General features: G+C 71.3%; 23 protein-coding genes, 1 pseudogene and 1 riboswitch. Of the genes and pseudogenes, 10 read left to right on the forward strand and 14 right to left on the reverse strand.

Annotated elements, in window-relative coordinates; translation table 11 throughout:
* Positions 1 to 66: 66 nt before the first annotated feature.
* A complete protein-coding gene (locus ACWDEX_RS15805; protein WP_450463931.1) occupies positions 67 to 738 on the forward strand; it encodes a hypothetical protein in 672 nt (223 codons plus the stop codon).
* A gap of 68 nt (positions 739 to 806) precedes the next feature.
* Here the strand turns inward: ACWDEX_RS15805 and ACWDEX_RS15810 are convergent, their stop codons facing one another.
* Positions 807 to 2,258: a glycine hydroxymethyltransferase gene (locus tag ACWDEX_RS15810; RefSeq protein WP_450463932.1), complete on the reverse strand. Its 1,452-nt coding sequence runs from the start codon at positions 2,256 to 2,258 to the stop codon at positions 807 to 809.
* A 35-nt stretch (positions 2,259 to 2,293) separates the two neighbouring features.
* A riboswitch (ZMP/ZTP riboswitch) is annotated at positions 2,294 to 2,396 on the reverse strand.
* Between the two features lie 125 nt (positions 2,397 to 2,521).
* On the opposite strand from ACWDEX_RS15810, the gene rocD reads away from it, so the two are divergent.
* Positions 2,522 to 3,727: an ornithine--oxo-acid transaminase gene (rocD, locus tag ACWDEX_RS15815; protein WP_450463933.1), complete on the forward strand. Its 1,206-nt coding sequence runs from the start codon at positions 2,522 to 2,524 to the stop codon at positions 3,725 to 3,727.
* A gap of 24 nt (positions 3,728 to 3,751) precedes the next feature.
* Here the strand turns inward: rocD and ACWDEX_RS15820 are convergent, their stop codons facing one another.
* Together ACWDEX_RS15820 and ACWDEX_RS15825 are read right to left on the reverse strand one after the other, a co-directional pair.
* A complete protein-coding gene (locus tag ACWDEX_RS15820) occupies positions 3,752 to 4,936 on the reverse strand; it encodes a glutathionylspermidine synthase family protein (RefSeq protein ID WP_450463935.1) in 1,185 nt (394 codons plus the stop codon).
* Between the two features lie 7 nt (positions 4,937 to 4,943).
* Entirely contained in the window at positions 4,944 to 5,294 is a 351-nt protein-coding gene (locus ACWDEX_RS15825) for a hypothetical protein (protein WP_450463937.1), read from the reverse strand.
* 141 nt (positions 5,295 to 5,435) lie between these two features.
* Here ACWDEX_RS15825 and ACWDEX_RS15830 point away from each other — a divergent pair, with 141 nt between their 5' ends.
* A complete protein-coding gene (locus ACWDEX_RS15830) occupies positions 5,436 to 6,332 on the forward strand; it encodes a hypothetical protein (protein WP_450464058.1) in 897 nt (298 codons plus the stop codon).
* Positions 6,333 to 6,348: 16 nt separating this feature from the next.
* On the opposite strand, the gene pdxR (ACWDEX_RS15835) is transcribed toward ACWDEX_RS15830, so the two are convergent.
* The gene (gene pdxR, locus ACWDEX_RS15835; protein WP_450463939.1) at positions 6,349 to 7,740 is read right to left on the reverse strand and encodes a MocR-like pyridoxine biosynthesis transcription factor PdxR; all 1,392 of its coding nucleotides are present in this window, start codon (positions 7,738 to 7,740) and stop codon (positions 6,349 to 6,351) included.
* 46 nt (positions 7,741 to 7,786) lie between these two features.
* Here pdxR (ACWDEX_RS15835) and ACWDEX_RS15840 point away from each other — a divergent pair, with 46 nt between their 5' ends.
* The 3 genes from ACWDEX_RS15840 to ACWDEX_RS15850 are packed head-to-tail and all read left to right on the forward strand — an operon-like array spanning position 7,787 to position 9,455.
* Complete coding sequence (locus tag ACWDEX_RS15840; RefSeq protein ID WP_450463941.1) at positions 7,787 to 8,284, forward strand: carboxymuconolactone decarboxylase family protein; 498 nt, start codon at positions 7,787 to 7,789, stop codon at positions 8,282 to 8,284.
* Complete coding sequence (locus tag ACWDEX_RS15845) at positions 8,218 to 8,724, forward strand: carboxymuconolactone decarboxylase family protein (RefSeq protein WP_450463943.1); 507 nt, start codon at positions 8,218 to 8,220, stop codon at positions 8,722 to 8,724. Before ACWDEX_RS15840 ends, ACWDEX_RS15845 begins: the two co-directional genes overlap by 67 nt.
* The gene (locus tag ACWDEX_RS15850; RefSeq protein ID WP_450463945.1) at positions 8,721 to 9,455 is read left to right on the forward strand and encodes an isocitrate lyase/PEP mutase family protein; all 735 of its coding nucleotides are present in this window, start codon (positions 8,721 to 8,723) and stop codon (positions 9,453 to 9,455) included. Before ACWDEX_RS15845 ends, ACWDEX_RS15850 begins: the two co-directional genes overlap by 4 nt.
* 95 nt (positions 9,456 to 9,550) lie before the next feature.
* Here ACWDEX_RS15850 and pdxR (ACWDEX_RS15855) read toward each other — a convergent pair whose 3' ends face one another.
* The gene (gene pdxR, locus ACWDEX_RS15855; protein WP_450463947.1) at positions 9,551 to 11,059 is read right to left on the reverse strand and encodes a MocR-like pyridoxine biosynthesis transcription factor PdxR; all 1,509 of its coding nucleotides are present in this window, start codon (positions 11,057 to 11,059) and stop codon (positions 9,551 to 9,553) included.
* Positions 11,060 to 11,105: 46 nt separating this feature from the next.
* Between pdxR (ACWDEX_RS15855) and ACWDEX_RS15860 the strand changes: the two genes are divergently transcribed.
* Entirely contained in the window at positions 11,106 to 11,558 is a 453-nt protein-coding gene (locus ACWDEX_RS15860; protein ID WP_450463948.1) for a carboxymuconolactone decarboxylase family protein, read from the forward strand.
* Positions 11,559 to 11,663: 105 nt separating this feature from the next.
* Positions 11,664 to 12,875, forward strand: coding sequence for an MFS transporter (locus ACWDEX_RS15865; protein WP_450463950.1), 1,212 nt, complete (start codon positions 11,664 to 11,666; stop codon positions 12,873 to 12,875).
* Positions 12,876 to 12,973: 98 nt separating this feature from the next.
* Here the strand turns inward: ACWDEX_RS15865 and ACWDEX_RS15870 are convergent, their stop codons facing one another.
* The 7 genes and pseudogenes from ACWDEX_RS15870 to ACWDEX_RS15900 all read right to left on the reverse strand — a co-directional run bounded on the left by ACWDEX_RS15870 (position 12,974) and on the right by ACWDEX_RS15900 (position 21,038).
* The gene (locus ACWDEX_RS15870) at positions 12,974 to 13,483 is read right to left on the reverse strand and encodes a DUF1062 domain-containing protein (protein WP_450463951.1); all 510 of its coding nucleotides are present in this window, start codon (positions 13,481 to 13,483) and stop codon (positions 12,974 to 12,976) included.
* Positions 13,484 to 13,752: 269 nt separating this feature from the next.
* Positions 13,753 to 13,881, reverse strand: a pseudogene (locus ACWDEX_RS15875) (GNAT family N-acetyltransferase); the annotation flags it as partial.
* Positions 13,882 to 13,928: 47 nt separating this feature from the next.
* A complete protein-coding gene (locus tag ACWDEX_RS15880; protein WP_450463952.1) occupies positions 13,929 to 14,903 on the reverse strand; it encodes an ABC transporter substrate-binding protein in 975 nt (324 codons plus the stop codon).
* A 1-nt stretch (position 14,904) separates the two neighbouring features.
* Positions 14,905 to 16,848, reverse strand: a complete 1,944-nt coding sequence (locus tag ACWDEX_RS15885; RefSeq protein WP_450463953.1) for an ABC transporter permease — start codon at positions 16,846 to 16,848, stop codon at positions 14,905 to 14,907.
* Positions 16,848 to 17,927 (reverse strand): quaternary amine ABC transporter ATP-binding protein, encoded by a 1,080-nt coding sequence (locus tag ACWDEX_RS15890; RefSeq protein ID WP_450463954.1) that lies wholly within the window; start codon positions 17,925 to 17,927, stop codon positions 16,848 to 16,850. Before ACWDEX_RS15890 ends, ACWDEX_RS15885 begins: the two co-directional genes overlap by 1 nt.
* Positions 17,927 to 19,456, reverse strand: coding sequence for a GMC family oxidoreductase (locus tag ACWDEX_RS15895; RefSeq protein ID WP_450463956.1), 1,530 nt, complete (start codon positions 19,454 to 19,456; stop codon positions 17,927 to 17,929). The genes ACWDEX_RS15890 and ACWDEX_RS15895 overlap by 1 nt, the downstream gene beginning before the upstream one ends.
* Before the next feature lie 61 nt (positions 19,457 to 19,517).
* Positions 19,518 to 21,038 (reverse strand): aldehyde dehydrogenase family protein, encoded by a 1,521-nt coding sequence (locus ACWDEX_RS15900; RefSeq protein WP_450463957.1) that lies wholly within the window; start codon positions 21,036 to 21,038, stop codon positions 19,518 to 19,520.
* 195 nt (positions 21,039 to 21,233) lie between these two features.
* Between ACWDEX_RS15900 and ACWDEX_RS15905 the strand changes: the two genes are divergently transcribed.
* Positions 21,234 to 22,004 carry a hypothetical protein gene (locus tag ACWDEX_RS15905; protein WP_450463959.1) on the forward strand — a complete coding sequence of 257 codons (771 nt, stop codon included), beginning with the start codon at positions 21,234 to 21,236 and terminating at the stop codon, positions 22,002 to 22,004.
* Positions 22,005 to 22,080: 76 nt separating this feature from the next.
* Positions 22,081 to 22,980 carry a GNAT family N-acetyltransferase gene (locus tag ACWDEX_RS15910; protein ID WP_450463960.1) on the forward strand — a complete coding sequence of 300 codons (900 nt, stop codon included), beginning with the start codon at positions 22,081 to 22,083 and terminating at the stop codon, positions 22,978 to 22,980.
* An 88-nt stretch (positions 22,981 to 23,068) separates the two neighbouring features.
* Here the strand turns inward: ACWDEX_RS15910 and ACWDEX_RS15915 are convergent, their stop codons facing one another.
* Positions 23,069 to 24,058, reverse strand: coding sequence for a malate dehydrogenase (locus ACWDEX_RS15915; protein WP_450463962.1), 990 nt, complete (start codon positions 24,056 to 24,058; stop codon positions 23,069 to 23,071).
* Between the two features lie 419 nt (positions 24,059 to 24,477).
* Positions 24,478 to 25,629, reverse strand: a complete 1,152-nt coding sequence (locus ACWDEX_RS15920; protein ID WP_450463964.1) for a DUF2690 domain-containing protein — start codon at positions 25,627 to 25,629, stop codon at positions 24,478 to 24,480.
* Between the last annotated feature and the right edge of the window lie 438 nt (positions 25,630 to 26,067).

A 26,067-nucleotide genomic window follows, 5' to 3' on the forward strand; every position in this document is an offset into this window, starting at 1 on the left:
GGCACCTCCGGGACTGGTCCGCAACAGGACCGGCCCGAAGTGCCCCCGACGGTGTAACAAGGGGACATGACAAACAGAGGGGGCCGCGGGCGCCGACTGGGCGGGCTGGTGGCGGCGTCAGTGGTGACGGTGGTGGCGCTGGCAGGGGCGGCCGTTCCGGCGCGGGCCGCGGGCGAGCGCTCACCCGATCTCGCGATCGTCGTGGCGAACGGCACGGGCCGTACGACGACGCTGCGACCCGAGGACCGGGACTTCACACTGCTGCGGCGGCTGCTGGGGCCGACGGAGACGAAGAGCGAGCCGGTGCCGGACGCATGGCACGAAGGGCGGTACCCGCGGGTGCGGGCCACGGTGATGTGGGCGCTGACCGGGGTCGGCGGGTGGCCTTACACGCAGCGCGCGCCGGGCGGTGATGTGGCCATCGAGCGCCAGGACCAGGTGTTCCTGGCGGAGGACGGAACGCCCTGGGTCCGGTCCGATCCGGCGCCGGACGTCGACGACGACGACATCCGGTGGCGTCGGGCACCGCGGGATGTTTTCGACCGGTTGGACAAGCGCGGGCTGATCGGGCCGCCCGCCGCCGACGCGGGCGGCCCCTCGGACCACCTGCGCTGGGGGGTCATGGGGCTCGGGGCGGGGCTCGTCCTGGGAGTCGGCGGCACCTACGCCGTACGGCGCGCGGCGGCCCGGCGCGATGGGCTGCGGCCCGAGCCGCGCCAAGAGCTCATCGATCTCTGACCGCTCGGGCGCCGTGCGCCACGCGGCGGGGCCGCACGACGGTGCCGGCCCCGCACTCCCGCGGCTGATCAGCCCAGGTCGATCTCCGGGTACAGCGGGAAACCGGCCACCAGGTCGGACGCCCGGTGGGCGATCTCGTCCGCGATCTTCGGCTCCAGGACGTGCTGGGCCTTGGACGGGGCGCCCTTGCTCGTAGTGCCGGGAACGGCGGTCGTCAGGACGCGGTCGATCAGGGCCGCGATCTCGTCCATCTCCGCCGTGCCCAGGCCACGCGTGGTGAGCGCCGGTGTGCCGATGCGGATACCGGAGGTGTACCAGGCGCCGTTCGGGTCGGCCGGGATGGAGTTGCGGTTGGTGACGATGCCCGACTCCAGCAGGGCGGCTTCCGCCTGGCGGCCGGTGAGGCCGTAGGAGGAGGCCACGTCGATCAGGTTCAGGTGGTTGTCGGTGCCGCCGGTGACGAGCGTGGCGCCGCGGCGCAGCAGGCCCTCGGCCAGCGCGCGGGAGTTGTCCACGATCCGCTGGGCGTAGTCACGGAAGGAGTCCTGCCGGGCCTCCGCGAGCGCCACCGCCTTCGCCGCCATCACATGCGGGAGCGGGCCGCCCAGCACCATCGGGCAGCCGCGGTCGACCTGGTCCTTCAGGGAGTCGTCGCACAGGACCATGCCGCCGCGCGGGCCGCGCAGCGACTTGTGGGTGGTGGTCGTCACGATCTGGGCGTGCGGGATCGGGTCGAAGTCGCCGGTCAGCACCTTGCCCGCGACCAGGCCGGCGAAGTGCGCCATGTCGACCATGAGTGTGGCGCCGACCTCGTCGGCGATCTCGCGCATGATCCGGAAGTTCACCAGCCGGGGGTACGCCGAGTAGCCCGCGACGATGATCAGCGGCTTGAATTCGCGGGCCGACGCGCGCAGCGCCTCGTAGTCGATCAGCCCGGTGGCCGGGTCGGTGCCGTAGGAGCGCTGGTCGAACATCTTGCCGGAGATGTTCGGGCGGAAGCCGTGGGTGAGGTGGCCGCCCGCGTCCAGGGACATGCCGAGCATGCGCTGGTTGCCGAAGGCGCGACGCAGTTCCGCCCAGTCCTCCTCGGAGAGGTCGTTGACCTGGCGGACGCCCGCCTTCTCCAGGGCGGGGCCCTCGACGCGCTGGGCGAGGACGGCCCAGAAGGCGACGAGGTTGGCGTCGATGCCCGAGTGCGGCTGGACGTAGGCGTGCCGGGCGCCGAACAGTTCCCTGGCGTGCTCGGCGGCGAGGGCCTCGACGGTGTCGACGTTGCGGCAGCCGGCGTAGAAGCGGCGGCCGATGGTGCCCTCGGCGTACTTGTCGCTGAACCAGTTGCCCATCGCCAGCAGCGTCGCCGGGGAGGCGTAGTTCTCGGAGGCGATCAGCTTGAGCATCTCGCGCTGGTCGGCGACCTCCTGGCCGATGGCGTCGGCGACACGCGGCTCGACGGCACGGATCACGTCGAGAGCGGCGCGGAAGGCGGTGGACTCGGTGGAGAGGGACTGCGGCTCGGGCATATCGGCCTCCGGGGCGTGGCAAGCGATCACGGTTCACGGTTGGCCCAGGCGCACGGCACTCGCTCGTCAGGCCGTCAAGGGCCTGGGCCGCTCCCCGATGGTCGATCCCATCCCAGCGCGCCAGTCACGGCCCGCCGTCAGCCTACCGGGCACATCGGTGGGCCTTGCGTCCTCGTCCACCATGCGAGCGACGGCAGGAAGGCGACGATGGGAAGGGGGTACGTCCTCGTGGCACGTCCTCGTAGGCAGAAAAGGGAGCCTCCGTGAATACGACAGACACGCTCATCGCCGCGGTCGAGGCCCACAGCGCGCACAACTACCACCCCCTCCCGGTCGTCGTGGCCACGGCGGAGGGCGCCTGGGTGACGGATGTCGAGGGGCGGCGCTACCTCGACCTGCTGGCCGCGTACTCGGCGCTGAACTTCGGCCACCGCAACCGGCGGCTGATCGATGCGGCGAAGGCGCAACTGGAGCGGGTGACGCTGACGTCCCGGGCCTTCCACCACGACCGGTACGCCGACTTCTGCACACAGTTGGCCGAGCTGTGCGGCATGGAGATGGTGCTGCCGATGAACACGGGTGCCGAGGCCGTGGAGACCGCGGTGAAGACGGCCCGCAAGTGGGGCTACCGGATCAAGGGCGTGCCCGCCGAGATGGCGAAGATCGTGGTCGCGACGGGCAACTTCCACGGCCGTACCACGACGATCATCAGCTTCTCCACCGACCACGAGGCGCGCGCGGACTTCGGCCCGTACACGCCGGGCTTCGAGATCGTGCCGTACGGGGACCTGACCGCGATGCGCGCCGCGCTGACGGAGAACACGGTGGCGGTGCTGCTGGAGCCGATCCAGGGCGAGGCGGGGGTGCTGGTGCCGCCGGCCGGTTATCTGCCGGCGGTGCGGGAGCTGACCCGTGAGCGGAACGTGCTGTTCGTCGCCGACGAGATCCAGTCGGGTCTCGGGCGGACGGGGCGCACCTTCGCGTGCGAGCACGAGGGGGTCGTACCGGATGTGTACGTGCTCGGGAAGGCGCTCGGCGGCGGGATCGTGCCGGTGTCGGCGGTGGTGTCGAGCAGCGAGGTACTCGGGGTGTTCCGGCCGGGTGAGCACGGCTCGACGTTCGGCGGGAACCCGCTGGCCTGCGCGGTGGCGCTGGAGGTGATCGCGATGCTGCGATCCGGCGAGTACCAGGCGCGGGCGGCGGAGCTGGGCGAGCATCTGCACCGCGAGCTGGCACTGCTGACGGACACGGGTCGGGTGACCCAGGTGCGCGGTCGCGGGCTGTGGGCGGGCGTCGACATCCATCCGCGGTACGGGACGGGGCGGGATGTCAGCGAGAAGCTGCTGGACCGGGGCGTCCTGGTCAAGGACACCCACGACGCCACGATCCGGATCGCCCCGCCCCTGGTGATCAGCAAGGAGGATCTGGACTGGGGGCTGGCCCGGCTGCACTCGGTCCTCGGTGCGTAGCCCCCAGCACTACAGGAGAGGTCGCTAGAGGATCACATGCGGCAGGAAGCGGGCGTACTCGTCGGTGACCAGGCCGGACGACTCGCGGATGCCGAGCCCTGCCGGCTCGCCGTCGACGACCCAGGCGCCGAGGACGACGTGGTTGCCGTCGAAGGACGGCAGCGGCGCCAACTCCTGGTAGCAGAAGCCCTTTTCCCGCAGGGCCGGCTCGGCGCCCGGCTCGTGGACCGTCACCCCCTCGCCCTCACGGCCGAGAAGCGGCTTGGCCACATAGCCCGTGGTGTGCGCCAGTTCCCTCGGTCCGTCGAGGTGGGCGGGGAGCAGGTTCGGGTGGCCCGGGTACAGCTCCCAGAGGATGGCGAGGAGCGCCTTGTTGCTGAGCAGCATCTTCCAGGCCGGCTCGATCCACAGGGTGCTGCCCGTGCCACCGCCGTTGTCGAGGGTGTCGAGGACATGGTCGGCGAACCGGTCCGTGGTGAGCCACTCCCACGGATAGAGCTTGAAGCAACTGCGGATGAAACGGAGCCGGTTGTCGACGAAGCGCTCGGAGAGCGGATCCCAGCCGATCTCCTCCATGGAGATCCAGTCGGTGTCCAGCCCTGCCTGCTCCGCGGTCTCCTTCAGGTAGGCGACCGTCATCAGGTCCTCACCGAGTTCGTCGACCGCTGAGTGCGCGAAGTGGAGCGGGCTTCCTGGCGGCAGCAGGGCGGCCTGCCTCTTCCAGGCGGCGACGAGGCGTTCGTGGAGGGAGTTCCACTGGTCGGCTCCGGGGAAGCGCTCCTCCATCCAGAACCACTGGGGCGAGGCGGCCTCGACCAGGGAGGTGGGCGTGTCGGCGTTGTACTCCAGGAGCTTGGCCGGGCCCGTGCCGTCGTAGCGCAGGTCGAAACGGCCGTAGACGGACGGGAGTTCGGCGCGCCGGTGCCAGGCCTCGGCGACCGCCCGCACCAGGCGCGGATCGGTGATGCCGAGGTCGGCGAAACGGTCCTCGGCGACGATGTGCGCGGCCGCGGCCAGGCACATGCCGTGCAGTTCCTCGACGACCTCCTCCAGCGCCTCCACCTCGGGCAGCGTGAAGACGTAGTACGCGCTCTCGTCCCAGTAGGGGCGGAGGGAGTCGTCGGGGTAGCGGGTGAGCGGGTAGATGAGACCCTGGGCCTCGACCGTCCGCTGCCAGCCGGGGCGGGGGTCGGTCCTGTGGCGTTCCATGGGCCGCTCAGCCGCCGGACGAGCCGTGGCCGCCGCCGAAGCCGCCGCGGTGGACTCCGCTGTGGTCGCCGCTGCCCGAACCACCTGATCCGGATCCCTTGCCGGGCTTGGTGAAGGAGCCGCCGCTGACGTAGCCGTTCTTCTTCTTGCCGCCGTAGTAGTAGTTCCCGTTGACGGACGTCCTGTTGGAGCAGTTCTTGTCCGCGACGATTCGGTAGCCCTTGCCCATGGTGTAACTGTCGCTGTCGACGCAGCGCTTGTCCGGATCCGAGGAGCAAGCGGTGAGGGCTGCGGCGAGCAGTCCCATGCCGCCGAGGACGACCGTGCCCGAGCGCAGTTGCCGGCGTGTGTCCGCCATGTTCGTGATTCCCCCGTGCTGTGAGCCTGGTGAGACGTCGGTAGGACGTGTGGCGCGCATCAGACTAGAGACAGTGAATCTGCCGTTCGATTCCACCCCTGTCCCCGTGCCGTCGCCTACAGTCGCTTCGTGCTCTTTGGAATGGTGTGCGCGTTGTGCGCGGCGGTCTGTTTCGGTACGGCGACGGTGTTGCAGGCCGTCGCGACACGTACGGCCGGCCGAGGCGGCGGCGGGGATGCGGCGCTGCTGCTGCGGGCGCTGCGGCAGTGGCGGTATCTGGCGGGGCTCGCGCTGGACGGGCTCGGGTTCCTGTTCCAGATCGCGGCGCTGCGCTCGATCCCGATCTACGCGGTGGGCGCGGCGCTCGCGTCCAGCCTCGCGGTGACGGCGGTGGTCGCGGCCCGGCTGCTGCGGGTGCGGCTGACCCGGAGCGAATGGACCGCGGTGGCCGTGGTGTGCGCGGGGCTGGCGATGCTGGGGCTGGCGTCCGGCGCGGAGGGCGACCAGGGCGGGTCGACGGCGCTGAAGTACGTGATGCTGGCGACGGCGGTGGCCGTACTGCTGCTCGGGCTGGCCGGGGGACGGCTGCCGGGGCGGGGTCGGTCCCTGGCGCTGGGTCTGGGTGCCGGGTTCGGGTTCGGGGTGGTCGAGGTGGCGGTACGGCTGATCGACGGGCTCACGCCGTCCGGTCTGCTCGCCAATCCGGCGACGTACGCGCTGCTGATCGGCGGCTCGGCGGCCTTCCTGCTGCTGACCACGGCCCTGGAGCGGGGGTCGGTGACGGTGGCCACCGCGGGCATCGTCGTGGGCGAAACGGTGGGGCCCGCGGCGGTGGGGGTGATGTGGCTGGGTGACCGCACACGGGAGGGGATGGCCTGGCTGGCGGTGCTGGGGTTCATGGTGGCGGTGGCTGGTGCGCTGCTCCTGGCACGGTTCGGGGAGGCACCGGCCGAGGAAGCGCCGGCCGAGGAAGCGCCGGCCGAGGAAGCGCGGGCAGAGGAGTCGCCGGTCGAAGAGGTGCGGGCCGAGGGGATGTGACGTCGTTCCCCGTCGGTCACGGCAACACCCTGCACAGCGCCTCCAGCGCGCCCGCCCACGCGTGGTCCGGCGGCCTGGCGTACCCCACGACCAGGGCGTCCTGCGGTTCGACGACGGCGTGCGCGTGGCGATAGCGCCGCAGACCGTGCACCGCCAGGCCCTGCCAGGCCGCCGCCTGGAGCACCGTCCGCTCGGTGCCGGGTGGCAGGCGCAGCACCGCGTGCAGTCCTGCCGCTATACCCGTGACGCGGACGTCGGGGGCGCGGGTGGCCAGCGCCTCGGCCAGGGCGTCGCGGCGCCGCCGGTAGCGCAGCCGGGCGGCGCGCACATGGCGGTCGTACGCGCCCGAGGTGATGAACTCCGCCAGCGTCAGCTGGTCCATCACCCCGCACCTGTCCGTCACGATCTCCCCCGCCGCCACCTCCTCCGCCAGTGCCGGCGGCAGCACCATCCAGCCCAGGCGCAGCGCGGGCGCCAGGGACTTGCTGGCGGTGCCCAGGTAGACCACGTGGTCCGGGTCCAAGCCCTGCAACGCCCCGACCGGCTGGCGGTCGTAGCGGAACTCTCCGTCGTAGTCGTCCTCCAGCACCAGTGCGCCGGTGCGCCGTGCCCAGTCGACGACGGCCGCCCGCCGGTCGGGGTGCAGGGGCACGCCCAGCGGGAACTGGTGGGCGGGAGTGAGCAGGACGGCAACCGTGTCCACCAACTCGTCGGTACGGGTTCCCCGTTCGTCGAACGACAGCGGCTCGGTACGCAAGCCGGACGCCTCCAGCAGGTTCCAGTGGACATCGAGCCCGAACGACTCCACGGCGACCCTCCGCACGTCGCGTGCCCGCAGCACCGCGCCGAGGATCTTCAGCCCGTGTGAGAAGCCCGCGCACACCAGGATCCGTTCCGGGTCGGCGCGCACCCCGCGCGCCCGGGACAGATACCGCGCGAGCGCGGTGCGCAGCTCGACGCGGCCGCGCGGGTCGCCGTAGCCGAAGGCGTCGTTCGGCGCCGCCGCGAGGGCACGGCGGGCGGCCCTGAGCCACTCGGTGCGGGGGAAGAAGGACAGGTCGGGGGTGCCGGGCGCCAGGTCGTGGGCCGGGCCCCGGCGCTCGCGGGGCCGGTGCGCGGCGGGCCCGGCCGGCGGCCTTGACCAGGCGCTGTCGGCCACCCGGGTTCCCGAACCCTGGCGTGCCGTGAGCCAGCCCTCGGCGACGAGGTCCCCGTAGGCGTCGGCGACCGTGTTGCGCGCGATGCCCAGGTCGGCGGCGAGCGAGCGGGAGGAGGGCAGTCGTGTTCCCGGGGTCAGCCGGCCGCTGCGGACCGCCTCCCGCAGGGCGTCCGTCAGGCCCTTGCGCACGCCCCGTCCGGTCGGTTCGAGATGGAGGTCGACCCCGAAAGCGGCCCACGAATTCGCCATGGAAATGGACCATACCGCTGGGCTGCCTGGTTCGTAGTGTCGAGCCGTGAGCACAGACGACAACGCCCGGTACGCCCCCGAAGAACCCGCCCGGCTGCAGTGGGCGAAGCACGCCCCCGAGGTCTTCAAGGCCATGGTCCGGCTGGACGCGGCCGCCCGGCAGGGCCTCGACCCGAAGCTGTACGAGCTGGTCAAGATCCGCGCCTCGCAGATCAACCACTGCGCGCTCTGCCTCGACATGCACACCAAGGACGCGCTCGCCGCCGGTGAGACCGTCGAGCGGATCGTGCAGCTCAGCGCGTGGGAGGAGTCGAGGCACTTCTACACCGAGAAGGAGCTCGCGGCGCTCGAGCTGACCGAGGCCGTCACCGTCCTCACCGACGGGTTCGTGCCGGACGAGGTGTACGAGAAGACCGCCAAGCACTTCGACGAGGCCGAACTCGCGCAGCTTATCGCCGTGATCACGGTGATCAACGCATGGAACCGGTTCGGCGTGACGACTCGCATGACGCCGGGCCATTACGAGCCGGGACAGCACAAGTGACCCGTACGACGCTGCTGGACCGCGAGGTCGGCCGGGCGATGGTCGCACTGAGCGCGGCCGCGAAGAAGGGACTCGGCGACCCGACGCTCGCCGAGCTGGTGGTGATCCGGGCCTCTCAGATCAACCACTGCGCCTTCTGCCTCGACATGCACCTCCGGCAAGCCCGCGAGGGCGGCGAGTCGGAGGATCGCATCCAGTTCCTCAACGCCTGGGAGGAGACGAAGGACCTCTACGACGAGCGGGAGCGGGCCGCGCTCGCCCTGACGGAGGCCGTCACCGTCCTCACCGAGGGCTTTGTGCCGGACGAGGTGTACGAGAAGGCCGCCAAGCACTTCGACGAGGCCGAACTCGCGCATCTCATCGGGCTGATCACCGTCACCAACGGTTGGAACCGGCTGATGGTCAGCCGCCGAATCCCGCCCGGAGGTTACACACCGTGAACAAGACCGACACCTTCCGCGCGCTGCACCACGGCCGGCTGCCGGGCGATCCCCTGGTCCTGCCCGGACCGTGGGACGCCGCCGCCGCACGGGTGTGCGCGGACGCCGGATTCCCGGCGCTCGCGACGCCCAGCGCCGGGATCGCCGCCGCGCTCGGGTACGAGGACGGGGGCACGCCCGCCGACGAGATGTTCGCGGCGGTCGCGCGGATCGCCCGCGCGGTGGACGTGCCCGTGTCGGCCGATGTGGAGGACGGGTACGGGCTCGCGCCGAAGGAGTTGGTGGAACGTCTGCTGGAGGCGGGCGTCGTGGGCTGCAACCTGGAGGACTCGAACCGGGGCGTCCTCAAGGACCCGCGTGAGCAAGCCGACTGGCTCGCCGAGGTGCGGGCCGCGGCGGGCGACCGGCTCTTCCTCAACGCGCGTGTCGACACGTTCCTGCACGGTGACGGAAACCCCGAACAGGCCATCGAACGGGCCGGGTTGTACGTCGCCGCCGGCGCCGACTGCGTCTACCCGCTCGGCGTCCCGGCGAAGGTGCTCCCTCTGCTGCGGGCCGGGATCAAGGGGCCGCTCAACGTGTTCGTCCGGATCGACGGCTCGGGCCCTTCGCCCAGCGAACTCGGTGAACTCGGAGAACTAGGGGCCACACGCATCACCTTCGGTCCCGGGCTGCAGCGCCGGGCGGCGGCGGCACTGGCCGAGATCGCGGCGCGGCTGCGGCAGGGCTGATCAGGACAGCCGCGCCGGGCAGGTCGAGGGGCGGCTGTGGCTGTGTGGCTGTCCACCCACTTCTTCGCGGCCTGGGCCGGGTCGGCTCGGCCCGCTCAGCCGGCCCCCTGCCCCAGGCGGCGGCCCGCGCGGCCCCGGACCGGCGCCTCGCCAGGTTCCTCGTCGAGTTCCGGGTCGGGCAGCGACAGGCAGAGCGCGTCCAGGGCCGCCCCGAAGGCGTGGTCCATCGGTGTCCCGTAACCGATGACGAGACCGTCCCGGGGCGGCATCGAGCTGTCCGGGTGCCGGTAGGGGCGCAGCCCGTCCATGGCGAGGCCCTGCCGGCGGGCGGCCCGCAGCGCCGCTTCCTCGGTGCCCTCGGACAGTTCGAGTACGGCGTGCAGTCCGGCCGAGATGCCGCTGACGCTGATGTGCGGTGCTCGTTCGGCGAGTGTCTTCACCAACGTGTCGCGACGCCGCCGGTAGTGACGCCGCATCTGCCGCAAATGGCGGTCGTACGCGCCGCAGGCGATGAAATCCGCCAGTGTGAGCTGGTCGACGACGCCCGACCACATCTCCCGGGGCCCCTTGGCGGCGATGACGTCGTCGACCAGCCAGCCCGGCAGCACCATCCAGCCCAGACGCAGCGCCGGTGACAGACTCTTGCTGACCGAACCGATGTAGACGACGCGGTCCGGGTCGAGGCCCTGCACCGCGCCGACCGGCTGCCGGTCGTAGCGGAACTCGCCGTCGTAGTCGTCCTCCACGATCAGCCCGCCGCTGGAGCCCGCCCAGTCGACGACCGCGGACCGCCGCTCGGCGTGCAGCGGCCCGCCGGTGGGGAACTGGTGGGCGGCGGTGAGCAGGACGGTCTGCGCGCCGGTGCCCGGTAGTTCGTCGATCCGGGCCCCGTACGCGTCGACGGTCAGCGGCACCGTTCGCATCCCGGACTCCTCCGCGGTGGCGCGGTGGAAGTCCAGGCCGTAGGACTCGACCGCTACGGTGCCGCCGCGGACGTTGCCGAGCAGCCGCAGCCCGTGGGCGAAGCCCGAGCAGATCATGATCCGTTCCGGATCGGCGCGGACCCCGCGGGCGCGCGCCAGGTATTCGGCGAGCGCCTCACGCAGTTCGGGCCGCCCGCGCGGATCGGCCACGCCGAAGGCGTCGTTGGGGGCGGCGGAGACGGCCCGCCGGGCCGAGGTCAGCCAGGCCGCGCGGGGGAAGGCGGCGGCGTCGGGGGAACTGGGCATGAGGTCGTGCAGGATGCGCCGGCGGGTCCGGCGCTGGGGGCGGCGTTCCTGGTCGGGATGGGGCACCGCGCGTGGGGCGACCCGGGTGCCGGAACCCTGGCGGGCGGAGAGCCAGCCCTCCTCGACGAGTTCGGCGTAGGCGTCGGCGACGGTGTTGCGGGCGATGCCCAGGTCGCGGGCGAGTCCGCGGTACGGGGGGAGGCGGGTGCCGGGGACGAGCCGACCGGAGCGAATGGCGTCCCGCAGTGCGTGCGTGAGCTGTGCGCGGCGGCTTCCCTCACCCGACAACTCCAGGTGGAGGTCGGTTCCGGCGGCTTCCGTCGGTTCCTCGTCGTCGGCCGCGGACTCTGGGAAATTGACCCGTGTTCCTGCCATGAGAATGCACCCTAGCGTGGGTCGTTTCCGCGCTTACGGTCGTTGCATGACAACGTTCAACGTGCCGCAGCGCATGAACTTCTCGACCGTGGCCCCCAAGGTTTTCAAGGCCGTTCTCGCTCTCGACGCCGCCGCCCGCGCGGGACTCGACCCGGTCCTCGTGGAGCTGGTGCAGATCCGCGCCTCGCAGATCAACCGGTGCGCGTACTGCATCGACTACCACACCTCGGACGCCCGCAAGGCCGGTGAGTCGGAGGAGCGGATCTATCAGCTCACCGCCTGGGAGGAGTCGAGTCTCTTCACCGAGAAGGAACGGGCCGCGCTCGCCCTGACCGAGGCCGTCACCCTTCTGCCCGAAGGCGTCTCGGACGAGGTCTACGACACCGCAGCCAAGCACTTCGAAGAGTCCGAACTCGCCCAGCTCATCGCACTGATCTTCACGACCAACGCGTGGAACCGCATGAACGTGACCACGCGCAAGACCCCCGGCACCGAGTAAGAGTCCCGTTCCTCCCTCCACGGGCGGTGGCCGCCCCGGCGCCACCGCCCGTGGCATGTCCGGACCATTCCTCGGGCCCGCTTCCCACGAAGGGCTGACACAGCCGTGCCAACGCTCGAAACCCCGCTCCCCACCCCTGCCACCACATCCGGGCGGTCCCCCGTCAAGGGCTGGCTCGCGGTCCTGGCGGTGACCCTGGGCATCTTCTCCCTGATGACCTCGGAACTCCTCCCCGTCGGTCTCCTCACGCCCGTCGGCTCCGCGCTCGACGTCTCCGAGGGCACCGCGGCCCTGATGGTCACCGTCCCCGGACTGGTCGCCGCCGTCTCGGCGCCGCTGGTCACCGTGGCCACCGGCCGCGTCGACCGCCGGATCGCCCTGGCCGTCCTGATCGGCCTGGTCGGCGCCGCGAACCTCGCCTCCGCCTTCGCCACCAGCTTCGCCGTGGTCCTGATCGCCCGGTTCCTGATCGGCATCAGCGTCGGCGGCTTCTGGTCCATCGCGGGCGGCATCGCCCTGCGGCTCGTACCGGAGAAGCACGTCGCCCGCGCCACCGCCGTCATCTTCGGCGGCGTCGAGACCGCGTCCGTCCTGGGCGTCCCGACCGGCACCTTCATCGGTGCCCTCAGCGGCTGGCGTACCGCCTTCGCCGCCGTGGGCACCCTCGGCCTGGTCTCCCTGGTCTGCATGGTCTTCCTGATGCCGAGGGTGCCCGCCGAGCGGACCATCACCTTCGGCGACCTGCCCAAGGTCTTCAAGGGCAACGCCGGTGTCCGGACCGGTGTCGCCCTCACCTTCCTGGTCATCACCGGCCACTTCCTGGCCTACACGTTCGTCCGCCCCATCCTCCAGGGCGACGGCGTCGCCGACGGCATGGTCGGCGCGCTGCTGCTGACCTTCGGTGTCGCGGGCATCTGCGGCAACTTCATCGCCGGCGCCCTCGTGGCCGAGCGGCTGCGGCAGACCGTCGTGGGCATCGGCGTGGTTCTCACCGTCGCCATGGTGCTGCTCGCCCTGGTCGGCCACAGCGCTCTGACGGCCGGCGCCGTCCTGGTCCTGTGGGGCCTGGGCTACGGCGCGGTGCCGGTCACCTTCCAGACCTGGATCCTGGACGCGGCGCCGAACGCCACGGAGGCCGCCTCCTCGCTGTACGTCTCCACGTTCAACCTGTCCATCGCCCTCGGCGCCCTCTTCGGTGGTTTCGCGGTCGACAGCATCGCCACCGCGAGTGTCCTGTGGATCGGTGCGGCCCTCGCCGTCCTGGCCCTGCTCACGGTGGGCGGAGTACGGCGTTCCACCGGCGTCCCGAACTCCTGAGGCGACGGGCCCGGGTCCGACCTCGGCCCGGGCAGGGCGCTTCGGACCGTCGGCCCGGGGATGTGAGGCACGCACCCGCCTCACATCCCCGAGGCCGCTCAGCGCTTGAGGGTGAAGCCGAAGTCGGCGGCCGTCTTTCCGGTGAGACGGATGACGGAGACCAACTTCCCGTCGACGACCAGCCGTTCGGCCTCGGCGCGGGGCAGACCGAGACCGGCCGCGATCAGCCGCACCGGTCGCACGGGAATCGGGGCCTCGAAGTGCACGGCGACGTCCAGCACGTCGCCCCGGTCGGGCGTGCCCGTGTCCAGCCGCCACGCGCCGTCCCAGTTGAGCGGGATCCGGCTCTGGTGCTTCAGGAGCAACTCGGCGGCGAGCTGAGGGTCGTTGCCGTGAAGGCGGTCGAGCAGGTCACGGCGTATGGAACGAACGCCCATCCGCTCCAGCACAGGGAACTTCGCGGTCGCACCGCAGCCGGTGCACAGGGCGAGGAGCCAGGCGTCGAGGAGCTTGTGGTGGGCGTTGACGCGGAACTTGCCGCTCGTACGGAAGCGCTCGGACGCGCAGCCGTAGCAGCGGCGGCGGATGAGCGGAAGGCGAGTGGGCATGACAAGCCAGAGTTCTGACACAGAGGTGCACCAATTCCGGTGAGAAATCCACAGCAAAAAGGCGCGCGGCGCGCAGAAGCTGCGCGGGCGCGACGGGTTGAGCGCTGGTGGGAACTACCGGATGGACAACGGCTCGCCTTCCTTGGGCGGTTGGGGCGCACGCACGTTAACGGTGCGGGAGTTGGGGGTGCAACGAATTTTTCCGCCGCTGCCCCAGGGACAGGAGAAAAGACGGGCAGGGATCCTGAGATGCCCCGCCCGGCGGGTGATCAGATGCCGAACGGCGCCGCGTAGTGGACGGTTCCGCTGGGCAGCGGGTGGTCGGCGTCGAGGGTGAGAGCCATCAGGGCCTCGTCCGGTACGTCGATGGTCAGGCCGATGCCGTGGGCGGATGCACGCCGACGGACAGCCGTCGTACACCGAGCCCGTGGACGTGCCCGGACTATCAGGACAGCCAAGCCCGCCACGTCGAGGGATGGCTGTCCACCCACTTCTTCGCGGCCTGTTCCGGGGTCAGCTTCTGGTCGGCGATCATCAGCGCGACCTCGTTCTGGTCCTGGGTGGTCCAGGTGAACTTCTTCAGGAAGGCCGCGGCCTTGCCGCCGTTCTTCCCGAAGTCGGCGTTCAGGTACTTCTGCAGCGGGGTGCGCGGGTAGGCGCAGGCGACCTTCGCCGCGTCCGCGTCGCAGCCCTCCTTGTACGGCGGCAGCTTCACCTCGGTCATCGGGACCTTCTTGAGCAGCCACTGCGGTGTGTACCAGTACGTGAGGAAGGGCTTGCGCTCCTTCGCGAACTGCTTGATCTGGGTGATCTGTGCCGCCTCCGAACCCGAGAACACCACCTGGTAGTTCAGCTTCAGGTTCTTCACCAGCGCCTTGTCGTTGGTGACATAGGAGGGCGAGCCGTCAAGCAACTGACCCTTGCCTCCGCTCTCCGCGGTCCGCAGTTGCGACGCGTACTTGTCGAGGTTCTTCCAGTCGGTGACGTCGGGGTGCTGCCGGGCGAAGTACGTCGGCACGTACCAGCCGATGTGACCGGTGACCCCGAGGTCGCCGCCGCGCGTGATCGTCCTCTTGTCGTCGACGTACCGCTTCACCTGGTCGGGGTGGCCCCAGTCCTCCAGGATCGCGTCGACCCGGCCCTGACTGAGGGCGTCCCAGGCCGGCACCTCGTCGACCTGGACGGTGTCGACGCGGTAGCCGAGCTTGTGCTCCAGGATGTACTGGGCCACGGCCACGTTGGCCTGCGCGCCCACCCATGACTGCACGGACAGGGTCACGGTCTTCGCGCCCTGCGCGCCCGCGAAGGGCGAGGCCTGCTTGGTCATGTCCGCGGCGCCGCAACCGGTGGTCAGCGCCAGGGCGGCCACGGCCGCCGTGAGCGCCGTACGGCGAGAGACGCCGAAGGTACGAGGGGTCATGTCACGCTCCCTTCTTCGCGCGCCGCCCGGTGGGTTGGGTCACCCGGTCGAGCATGAGGCCGAGGCAGACGATCGCCGCGCCGGCCACCAGACCGGTCGCCAGATCGCCCTGGGCGAGGCCGAAGACGACGTCGTAGCCGAGCGCGCCGCCGCCGACCAGGCCGCCGATGATGACGACGGCGAGGACCAGCACCACGCCCTGGTTGACGGCGAGCAGCAGGGCGGAGCGGGCCAGCGGAAGCTGGACCTGGCGCAACTGCTGGCCGCTGGTCGCGCCGAGCGAGCGGGCCGACTCCAGGGCTGCCGGGTCTACCTGGCGCAGGCCCTGGGCCGTGATGCGGACGACGGCGGGGAGCGCGTACACGATCGCCGCCGCGACGGCGGGTGCGCGGCCGACGCCGAAGAGCGCGACGACCGGGATCAGATACACGAACTGCGGAAGCGTCTGGAAGACGTCCAGGACCGGACGCAGCAGCCGCTCGAAACGGTCGCTGCGGGCGGCGGCGATCCCGGTCGCGAAGCCGAGGACGAGGGTGACGGCGACGGCCGCCAGTACCTGGGACAGCGTGTCGAGCGACGGCTTCCACACGCCGAGCACACCGGTCGCGGCCATCGCGAGGACGGCGGTGAGCGCGGTGCGCCAGGTGCCGATCAGCCAGGCGATCGCGGCGACGAGGAGCAGGACCGACCACCAGGGCAGCCACTGCAGGCCTGCTCGGACGGGGTCCAGGATCCAGGTGGTGAAGTGGCCCGCCCAGTCGGCGGTGCCGCCCACGTACGGGAGGCCCGAGTAGAGGTGAGCGGTCATCCAGTCGACGACGCGGTTCACCGGCTCGGCGATGCGCACGGTCCAGGACCCGGGCCAGTCCAGGCGGCCGGTCAGACGTGCGATCAGGGCGACGGCGACGGTGGCCCCGGCGGCGTACGCCCAGCCGGCCCGGCCGCCGGGGCGAGGGCCCGCTGCCTCGCCCGCCGCGCCCGTGACCCGGTCCAGGACGACCGCGAGCAGCACGATCGGGATGCCGGCGGCGAGCGCGGCGCCCACGTCCACGGAGGCGAGCGCCTGGTAGACGCGGTCGCCGAGGCCGCCGCCGCCGATCACGGAGGCGATGACCGCCATGGACAGCGCCATCATGATCGCCTGGTTGAGGCCGAGGAGCAGTTCCCTGCGGGCCAGCGGGAGGCGGGCGGTCAGCAGGCGCTGGCGCGCGGTGGTGCCGAGCGACTCGACCGCTTCCAGGACCTCCTTGTCGGCGTCGCGCAACCCGAGCGCGGTGAGCCGGGCCATCGGCGGGGCCGCGTAGACGACCGTGGCGAGGACGGCCGCGGGGACGCCGATGCCGAAGACCAGGACGACAGGCAGGAGGTAGGCGAACGCCGGGAACACCTGCATGGTGTCGAGGACGGGCCGCAGGGCCCGGAAGGTACGGTCCGACAGGCCGGCGGCGAGCCCGAGCAGCGCGCCGAGCACGACCGAGGCGAGTACCGCGACCACCATGAGTGCCAGCGTCTGCATGGTGGGCACCCACATGCCGAGCAGACCGCAGGCGAGGAACCCGGCCGCCGTCCCGAGGGCCAGTCGCACGCCCGCGACCCGCCATGCCAGCAGCCCGGCGGCGGCCGTCACGCCCGCCCAGCCGGCCGCGAGCAGCGTGAGGTAGACGGCGCGTACGGAGAGGACGACGGCGTTGCTGAGGTGGCCGAAGAAGTAGAGGAAGAGGGGGTGGCTGTCTCGGTTGTCGATGATCCAGTCGCTGGTCCGGGCGAGCGGCCCGGACAGGTCCACGGTCAGTGCGTGCGGCCAACTGCCGCTCGCCCATCGGGCGTTCGCCAGGGGCACGAGGACCGCCGCGGCGAGGGCGAGCACCAGCAGCTTGCCGACGGCCCGGTTCTTGAGGAGGGCGGGAAGGGCGGTGCGGGGGGCGGTGGTGGTGAGAGTGGCCATCAAGCCGCCTTCTCGACGGGTTCCGGACGCTGTTCGGCCCCCGCCACGACGCGGAGCAGCCGGTCGTGGTCGACGACTCCCAGACAGCGTCCGTCGTCCATGACCCGGGCCGGTGATCCAGTGCGGGCGACCGCCTCGATGGCCTCGGACACAGTCGCGTCCGGCGACAGCGCCGGGCCGCCCGCCGCCTCCTGGGCGGAGGCGGGGCGCATGGCGGTACGGACGGTCAGCACCTGCTCACGCGGCACGTCCCGGACGAACTCGCGGACGTAGTCGTCGGCCGGGGAGCCCACGATCTCCTCAGGGGTGCCCAGTTGCACCAGGCGGCCGTCGCGCATCAGGGCGATGCGGTCGCCGAGTTTGAGGGCCTCGCTCAGGTCGTGCGTGACGAAGACCATCGTGCGGCCCTCCTCGCGGTGCAGCCGGACCACCTCCTCCTGCATGTCACGCCGGATCAGTGGGTCGAGCGCGCTGAACGGCTCGTCGAACAGGAGCACTTCGGGGTCGACGGCGAGTGCGCGGGCGAGCCCGACCCGCTGCCGCTGGCCGCCCGAAAGCTGGGCGGGGCGTCGCTGTTCCATGCCCTCCAGGCCGACCTTGGCGACGAAGGCGGCGGCCCTCTCCCGGCGCTCGGCCCTGCCCACACCTTGGATCTCCAGGCCGTAGGCCACGTTGTCGAGGACCGTGCGGTGCGGCAGCAGGCCGAAGTGCTGGAAGACCATCGCGGCCCGATGACGGCGCAGTTCGCGCAGCCGGGCCTTGTCCATGGCCCGGACGTCCTCGCCGTCGATGGCGATGGTGCCCGCGGTCGGCTCGATGAGCCGGGTCAGGCAGCGCACGAGTGTGGACTTGCCGGAGCCGGACAGCCCCATGATGACGAAGACCTCGCCCTTGCGGACGTCGAAGCCCACATCACGGATGGCGGCCGTGCAGCCGGTGCGTTCGCGTAGTTCGGCTGGGCTCAGCGAGGTGAGTTCCGGGTCGGCCGGCACGCGCTCCGCGTTGGAGCCGAACACCTTCCACAGACCCTCCACCGAGAACACGGCCGTGCCCGTGGAGTCATGGACGGTCGTACTCATCACGCATCGCCCCCGATCAGGTCAACGGCCTTCTCCCCCAGCATCAGTACCCCGATCATGGGGTTCACCGCGGTCATGGTCGGGAAGACCGACGCGTCGGCGACGCGAATGCCGTCAAGCCCGATGACCTTCAACTCGGGGTCGACCACAGCCAGTTGATCACCTTCCGCGCCCATGCGGCAGGTCCCCGCCGGGTGGTAGACGGTGTGGGCGACCTGGCGGGCGTAGGCGCTCAGTTCCTCGTCGCCGGTGATCTCCGGGCCGGGGCACACCTCCCGCTTGAGCCAGCCGGCCAGCGGCTCTGTCTTCGCGATCTCGCGGGCGATCCTGATCCCGTCCACCAGGGTGCGGCCGTCGTAGTCGTCCTCGTCGGTGAAGTAGCGGAAGTCGAGCGCCGGCTTCTCCTCCGGGTCGGCGCTCGTCAGATAGAGGCGGCCGCGGCTCTTGGGCTTGGGGATGTTCGGGGTCATGGAGACGCCGAACTCCGGCCGCTCGTAGCCGAGACGCTCCGGGTTGTCCGTGAACGGGATCTGGTAGAAGTGGAACATCAGGTCGGGGCCCGCGTGTTCGGGGTCGCGGCGCACGAAGAGCCCGGCGTCGCTGTCCATCGCGGAGTTCTCCGGGATCGGGCCGTGCGTCTCCCACACGATCACCGACTCGGGGTGGTCGAGCAGGTTCTCGCCGACGCCCGGCAGGTCGTGGACGACGGGTATGCCGAGCTTCTCCAGGTCTTCCTTCGGGCCGATACCGGAGTGCAGCAGCAGCCGCGGGGAGTCGACGGCACCCGCGCACAGCACGACCTCGCGTCCGGCCCGCACGAGGATCTCCTCGCCGTCCTTGGTGCGCACGTGCACGCCCTCGGCCCGGGTGCCGTCCATCTCCAGCCGGTACGCCCAGGTCTCCAGGAAGAGTGTCAGGTTGGGGCGTTCGTCCATCACCGGGTGCAGATACGCCACCGACGCGCTGGAGCGCTTGTTGTCCTCGGGGTGGTAGGCGAGGTCGAAGAAGCCGACGCCCTCGGTGAACGGCTTCTTGTTGAAGCCCTCGACGCGCGGGACGCCGAGCGTCGCCTGGGCCGCGTCCACGAAGTCGCGGGCTATGGCGTTCCGGTCCTTCTCGTCGACCGGGACGATGTTGTTGAGGAGGCGGGCGTAGTACGCCTCCATCGGGACGGCACCCCAGCCCTTGGCGCCGGCGGCCTCCCACTCGTCCCAGTCGGACGGCAGCGGCTTGAACGAGATCAGCGTGTTGTGCGAGGAGCAGCCGCCGAGCACCCGGGCGCGGCTGTGCCGGATGTGCGAGTTGCCGCGCGGCTGCTCGGTGGTCGGGTAGTCGTAGTCGAGTTCGCCGCCCAGCAGGCCCAGCCAGCGGCGCAGGGTGAGAACGTCGTCGCGGCCGACGTCGCTGGGGCCGCCCTCGATGACGGCCACGGTGACGTCCGGGTTCTCGGTGAGGCGGGAGGCGATGACGGAGCCCGCCGTGCCGCCGCCGATGACGACGTAGTCGTAGGTGTGCGTGGTCTGGTGCATGGGAGGTTGCTCCAAGGTGCCGAGGTGGGGAGGTGGGCGGTCGAGGGGTGAGCGGCCGGGTTCAGCCCGCGAACCAGCGGACCGGCTTCGGCGCCAGGTTCTGGTAGACGTGCTTGGCCTCGCGGTACTCGGCGAGGCCCGCGGGTCCCAGTTCGCGGCCGACGCCGCTCTTGCCGAAACCGCCCCACTCCGCCTGCGGGAGGTAGGGGTGGAAGTCGTTGATCCAGACGGTGCCGTGGCGCATCCGGCCGGCGACCCGGCGGGCGCGGCCGGCGTCGGCGGTCCAGACGGCGCCGGCGAGCCCGTACTCGGTGTCGTTGGCGAGCGCCACCGCCTCGTCCTCCGTGGAGAAGGTCTCCACGGTCAGGACGGGCCCGAAGACCTCTTCCCGTACGACCTTCATCTCCCGGTGGCACTGGTCGAGGACGGTCGGCTCGTAGAAGTAACCGGTGGCCGGCCTGGTCTCGCTCGACTCCGGCCGCCTGCCGCCGCAACGCAGCACCGCACCCTCGGCGAGTGCGGAGGCGACGTACTCCTCGGTCCGCTCGCGCTGCCGCGCGGAGACCAGCGGGCCGCACTCGACGCCCTTCTCGGTGCCGCGGCCGAGGCGGATCCGGCCTGCGCGGCGGGCCAGTTCGGCGACGAAGCGCTCGCGCACGGACTCCTCGACGATGAGGCGGGCGCCCGCCGAGCAGACCTGCCCGCTGTGGATGAAGGCGGCGTTGAGGGCCTGGTCGACGGCGGTGTCGAAGCCGTCGTCGGTGGCGCAGGCGTCGGCGAAGACGACGTTGGGGTTCTTGCCGCCGAGTTCGAGGGCGACCTTCTTGACGCCCGCGGCGGCGGCCTGCGCGACCTTGGTACCGCTCGTGAGGCCGCCGGTGAAGGAGACGAGGTCGACGCCGGGGTGCTCGGCGAGCCGGGCGCCGACCGAGGGCCCGGGGCCGGTGACGATGCCCGCGACTCCGGCGGGCAGCCCGGCCTCGACGAGCAGCTCGATCAGGGCGACGGTGGTCAGCGGGGTGATCTCGCTCGGCTTGATCACGAAGGTGTTGCCGGCTGCGAGCGCGGGTGCGATCTTCCAACTCGCCTGCAACAGCGGGTAGTTCCAGGGCGTGATCAGGGCGCAGACGCCGACGGGCTCATGCACGACGACGCTGTGGATGTCGGGTGAGCCCGCGTCGACGACACGGCCCGTGCTCTCGGCGACGACCAGGTCGGCGAAGTAGCCGAAGGCGTCGGCGACGCAGTCGATGTCGACCCGGCCCTCTTCCACGGTCTTGCCCGCGTCCCGGCTCTCCAGGAGTGCCAACTCCTCGCGGTCACGCATGAGGAGGCCGGCGACGCGATGCAGGAGTGCGGCGCGCTCGGCGGTGGACGTACGCGGCCAGGGGCCCTCGTCGAAGGCGCGGCGGGCCGCGGCGACGGCCGCGTCGGCGTCCCGCTCGTCACCCTCCGCCACCAGGGCGAACGGCGTGGCATCCGCGGGATCCAGGATCTCGCGGGCGGCGCCGGAGACGGCTTCGCGCCATTCGCCGTCGACGTGGATCGTCTGCTGCGCCTGCCGCGCCTGCTGTCGGGCCATGATCGGTGCTTGCCTTCCGTTCCTGTTCGATTCCCCTGCGTCACCAGTGGGTCACGCTCGGGCACCGGCTGCGCCTGCCCCCAGGTCGGGGATACATGCGCATTCCATGGCCGAAAGTGCGCTGCGTCACTGAACATGCGGGCGAAAGGGGACAAACGTACGGTGGGCGATGGGTGCACCCACGGAGGTGACGCAATGACCGTGAACCATGGCCTCGCGATAGCGACGACATGTACGGCGACGGCCGCGACCGCGGCGCTCTTCCTCTCCTCGGGGGCCACCGCCTGGGCCGAGACCGGCGGAAACCCGAGCCCACAGCAACTGGCCGAGCAGGCGCGGGAGGGGCTGCGGAAGGCGGACTCGGTACGGCTCAACTACGTGGACCGGAGCCCGGAAACGTCGACCAACTTCACCCGTCCGGCGGCGCTGAGCATCTCGCTCGACCGGTACGGCAACTGCACCGGCGTCATGACGATGGGTGCGCACGGGGGCACCGTGAAGATCGTCAAGCACGGCGACGACGTCTGGCTGAAACCGGACGAGACGTTCTGGAAGGTGGAGTTGCCCGGCCAGCAGGGCACTCACGCGGCCCAGGCGTTCAAGAACCGCTACATCCATGGCCCGGCGTCCGACACCCTCCTTCGAGGCGTGGCGGCGGTATGCAACCTCAAGTCCCTCCAGCGGGGCGCCACGGCGTCCCAGCCACGATCCCTGGAGCAGGGCGCGCAGACGACCCTGAACGGCACGAAGGTGATCCCGCTGATCTCCCGGACGGGCTCCACGACATCGACGCTGTACGTCACGGCGAACACGCCGCACCGCCTCTACCGCGCGGCCCAGAAGGGACCCGGCATGGACTTCAGCCTGACCTTCACGGAGTACGGCAAGCCGGTCCCGTCACAGACCCCGCCCACGAGCCAGACCCTGGACGTCTCGAAGTTCAGGAGCGAGCTGCGGCAGACCTGAGCCCGCCCGGCACCGCCGGCTCCTCGCCCCGTCCGGCATGGACACCCGAAATTCCTTTGACTAGGGTCAAAGATTTATGGAGCCATCGGCGACGGAACACGTGGCGGCCTTCCGCCGGTTCAACCGGTACCTCACCCGCAGGATCGGTGCGCTCGACGACCACTACCTGGGTCAGGGCCGACCGCTCGGCGAGGCACGCCTGCTGTTCGAGATCGGTGACGGGGTGTCCCTGCGGGAGCTCAGGAGCCGGCTCGGTCTCGACGCCGGGTATCTGAGCCGGATGACGAAGGCGCTTCAGGCGCAGGGGATGGTGCGGTTGAGCGTCCATCCCGACGACAACCGGCTGCGGATCGTGGAGTTGACCCCGGCCGGGCTCGTCGAGGTAGGGGAGCAGAACCGGCGGGCCGACGCGCTGGTGGCCGGACTGCTCGACGGCCTCGCCCCGCGACAGCGTGCCGAGCTGACCGGGGCGATGGCCACCGCGCAGCGGCTGCTGCGGCTGGCGGGCATCCGCGTCGAGGTCGTCGACGGGGCCTCCGCGGTCGCCCGCGCCTGTCTGGACGCGTACGCCGCCGACATCGGTGAGCGGTTCCCCGAAGGCTTCGACAAAGCCGCCCTGGTACGGCCCGAGGAGGTGTCCGGGGACGCCGGCGCCTTCCTCGTCGCGTACGAGGAGGGGTGGCCGGTGGGCTGCGGGGCGGTACGGCGACTCGAACCCGGCGTGGGCGAGATCCGGCATGTGTGGGTGCACCCCGCCGCGCGGCGGCTGGGGCTCGCACGGCGGCTGCTCGGCGGACTGGAACAGGAAGCCCTCCGGCGCGACTGTCACGTCGTACGCCTCGACACGCACGCGGTGCTCACCGAGGCGCAGGCGATGTACCGGGCCTGCGGATACATCGAGATTCCCCGGTACGACGACAACGTCTACGCCGCCCACTGGTTCGAGAAGCGGCTGGCGGACCCGGGCGTTCGCTGACCGGCAGCGGCGCGGCGGCGGAAACGGCCGCAGGCCCCGTTCCGGGCGGAACGACGCCTGCGGTGGGTCGCGGCAGAACCGCGAAGGCTCAGACGAGGCCGAGGGCGCGAACGGCCTCGCGCTCCTCCTGCAGCTCCTTCACCGACGCGTCGATGCGGGCGCGGGAGAACTCGTTGATGTCCAGGCCCTGGACGATCTCGTACTTGCCGTCCTTGCAGGTGACCGGGAAGGAGGAGATCAGGCCCTCCGGGACGCCGTAGGAGCCGTCCGAGGGGATGCCCATGGAAGTCCAGTTGCCCTCGGCGGTGCCGTTGACCCAGGTGTGGACGTGGTCGATGGCGGCGTTGGCGGCGGAGGCGGCCGACGAGGCGCCGCGGGCCTCGATGATGGCCGCGCCGCGCTTGGCGACGGTCGGGATGAAGTCCTCGGCCAGCCACTTCTCGTCGTTCACGACCTCGGCGGCGTTCTTGCCGGCGACCGTGGCGTGGAAGATGTCCGGGTACTGGGTGGCGGAGTGGTTGCCCCAGATCGTCAGACGCTTGATGTCGGCGACCGTGGTGCCCGTCTTCTTCGCGAGCTGGGTCAGCGCGCGGTTGTGGTCCAGGCGGGTCATCGCGGTGAAGCGCTCGGCCGGTACGTCCGGGGCGGCGGCCTGGGCGATCAGCGCGTTCGTGTTGGCCGGGTTGCCGACGACGAGGACCTTGATGTCGTCCGCGGCGTGGTCGTTGATGGCCTTGCCCTGCGGCTTGAAGATGCCGCCGTTGGCCTCGAGCAGGTCACCGCGCTCCATGCCCTTCGTACGCGGGCGGGCGCCCACGAGGAGGGCGACGTTGGCGCCGTCGAAGGCGACGTTCGGGTCGTCGCTGATCTCGATGCCCTGCAGGAGCGGGAACGCGCAGTCGTCCAGCTCCATCGCCGTGCCCTCGGCGGCCTTCAGCGCCGGGGTGATCTCCAGGAGGCGCAGCTTGACCGGCACGTCCGCGCCGAGCAGCTGGCCGGAGGCGATGCGGAACAGCAGCGCGTAGCCGATCTGGCCGGCCGCGCCGGTGACGGTGACATTCACGGGAGTGCGGGTCATGGCGTTCTCCGTATGACAGCTGGCGGTGGGGGGCTTGGTCGCCCCGGAGGGTGCGGGATCCCCGCTCCGGCTTGTGACCGGCGCCGGCCGCGATGATCGATCACTGATGCGAATGATCGATCACTTGGCGTCAAGAGAGATCCAGCGGTCAGGCTATCGCGCATCCGGAATCCCGGACGGCCGGGTCCCTGTGGCCCAGCCCACACCCCGCGCGGGACGACAGCCGCCTGTCCGGGAGAAGGGGTGCCGGGCGACCGCCGTGCGGTGTCCGGCCGGGAGGCTGTCGGCCTCCCGGCACTGCTGGACTCCCGTGGGGGGGTACGGTCCGCATGCCCCGTGTCGGGACGCTCATGCGTCTCGTACGGCGATTGTTTTCGCCGAGGGACGCACGAGCCCCTTCCGCACACCTGTCCCCCTGGTCAGGTCGTACACCCCTGCTTCCCCGACCGCAGCGACACGCAGGCCTTCGCCTCCGCCGCGTCCTTCACGGCCACCATCGGGGTGTACGCGTCCGTGTCCCCGGCGGCGCCGACCGAGCCGGTCTGCCCGGCCGCCCTGCCCGCGGACACCTTGACGGTGTCACCCTGCGCCGCCCGGGTGATCCGGGCCCACGCCGCACCGCACGTCTTGCTGTAGCGGACCTCGACGAGGGCCGCGCCGACGGTGACGCTGGTGGTGGTCCGCGCCAGAGTGCCGCCGCAGCCCATGTCCTCCGGGTCCTTGCCGGTACAGTCCGCGCCGCTGCACTTGACGCCGGCCGGCAGGGCGCGGGCCGGGCTCGTCGAGGTGGGGGAGGGATCCGCCGCACCCCCGCCCTTCTTGCCGTCACCCTCGGCGAAGAAGAAGAAGTAGGCCGCCGCGATCACCACGAGGGCCCCGACGACGCCCGCGACGAACATCACCGGCCGCCGCTTGCGGCGCGCCCCCTCCGACGAACCGCCGGTGTCCGGGCCCCTGTCGCGAGGGGGATCGCCGGCCGTCACCGGTCCGTACGCCCCCGGTGTCCGGGCGGGCCGCCCACCGGTCTGCGGCGCCCCTTGACGCCCGGCGAGTCCCTGCGAGTCACCGCCCGCGGAACCACCCTGCGAGGCCCGTGCGTCGCCCTCGGCGTCCCGGGCCTCCGCGGCCGTCGGCTGCAGCGGCACGGTCGGCACCACCCCGGCCGGTCCCGCGGTCGCCGTGACGCCACGGGCCGTCCTGCCACCGCGCCCGTTCATCTCGGGAGCCGCGCCGAACTCCCCTAGCGCGGCACGCGCCTGGGATATCCGGATGGCCTCCATGGTCATGTCGTGGCGCATCTCCGAGCGGCTCCAGGCGCGCTCGGCCAGCTCCCACATCGTTGTCAGGTGAATGGGATTGGTTCCGGTCACCTCGGCCAGTGCGACGACCGCGCCCTTGGGTGCGAGCAGCCGGCCGTTGAGATAACGCTCCCAGGACGTCTTGCTGTAGCCGGTGCGGTCGGCCACTGCGGAGACGTTCAGCCCGCTACGGTCAACGAGCCTGCGCAACTGGCTTGCGAACTCCCTGAGTTGCGGGTCGAGTTCATCGGGTAAGGCCTTCCAACGCGGCATCGCTTCCCCCTCTTTCCCCCCGGTTTCGTGCGGTCTTTTCCCCGTGCGTGGCGCCCGCCGCCGAGTCCCCGTTCTGGCTACCCACAGGGATGCGTCCGGGCAGGAACTCAGCTCCCTGGGCGGGGGGCGCACGGAAGCATTCCGGCAGCGCCATGCGTCCTCGTATGCCCGCGGGTCGCGCGCCCAGTCCCTCTCGTACCCCCCGGACGCGACCCCTCGGGTCACCCCACGGGACGCCCCGGACCGTCCCGGCTGACACGTTAACTCCGCCGCACGGATGATTCGGCGCACATCCTCGAACTTGTCAACGTATCGACACAATGGGGTCACAGTGGAGACCTCGGCAGGCACGGGAGGATCAGACCGCCCGTGGAACGCCGAGCGGTGTCGACGCCCCGGCGGCCGGGGCAACTCGCGGATCACACCGCGGCGTTCGGT

The organism is Streptomyces sp. NPDC001020, assembly GCF_053599115.1.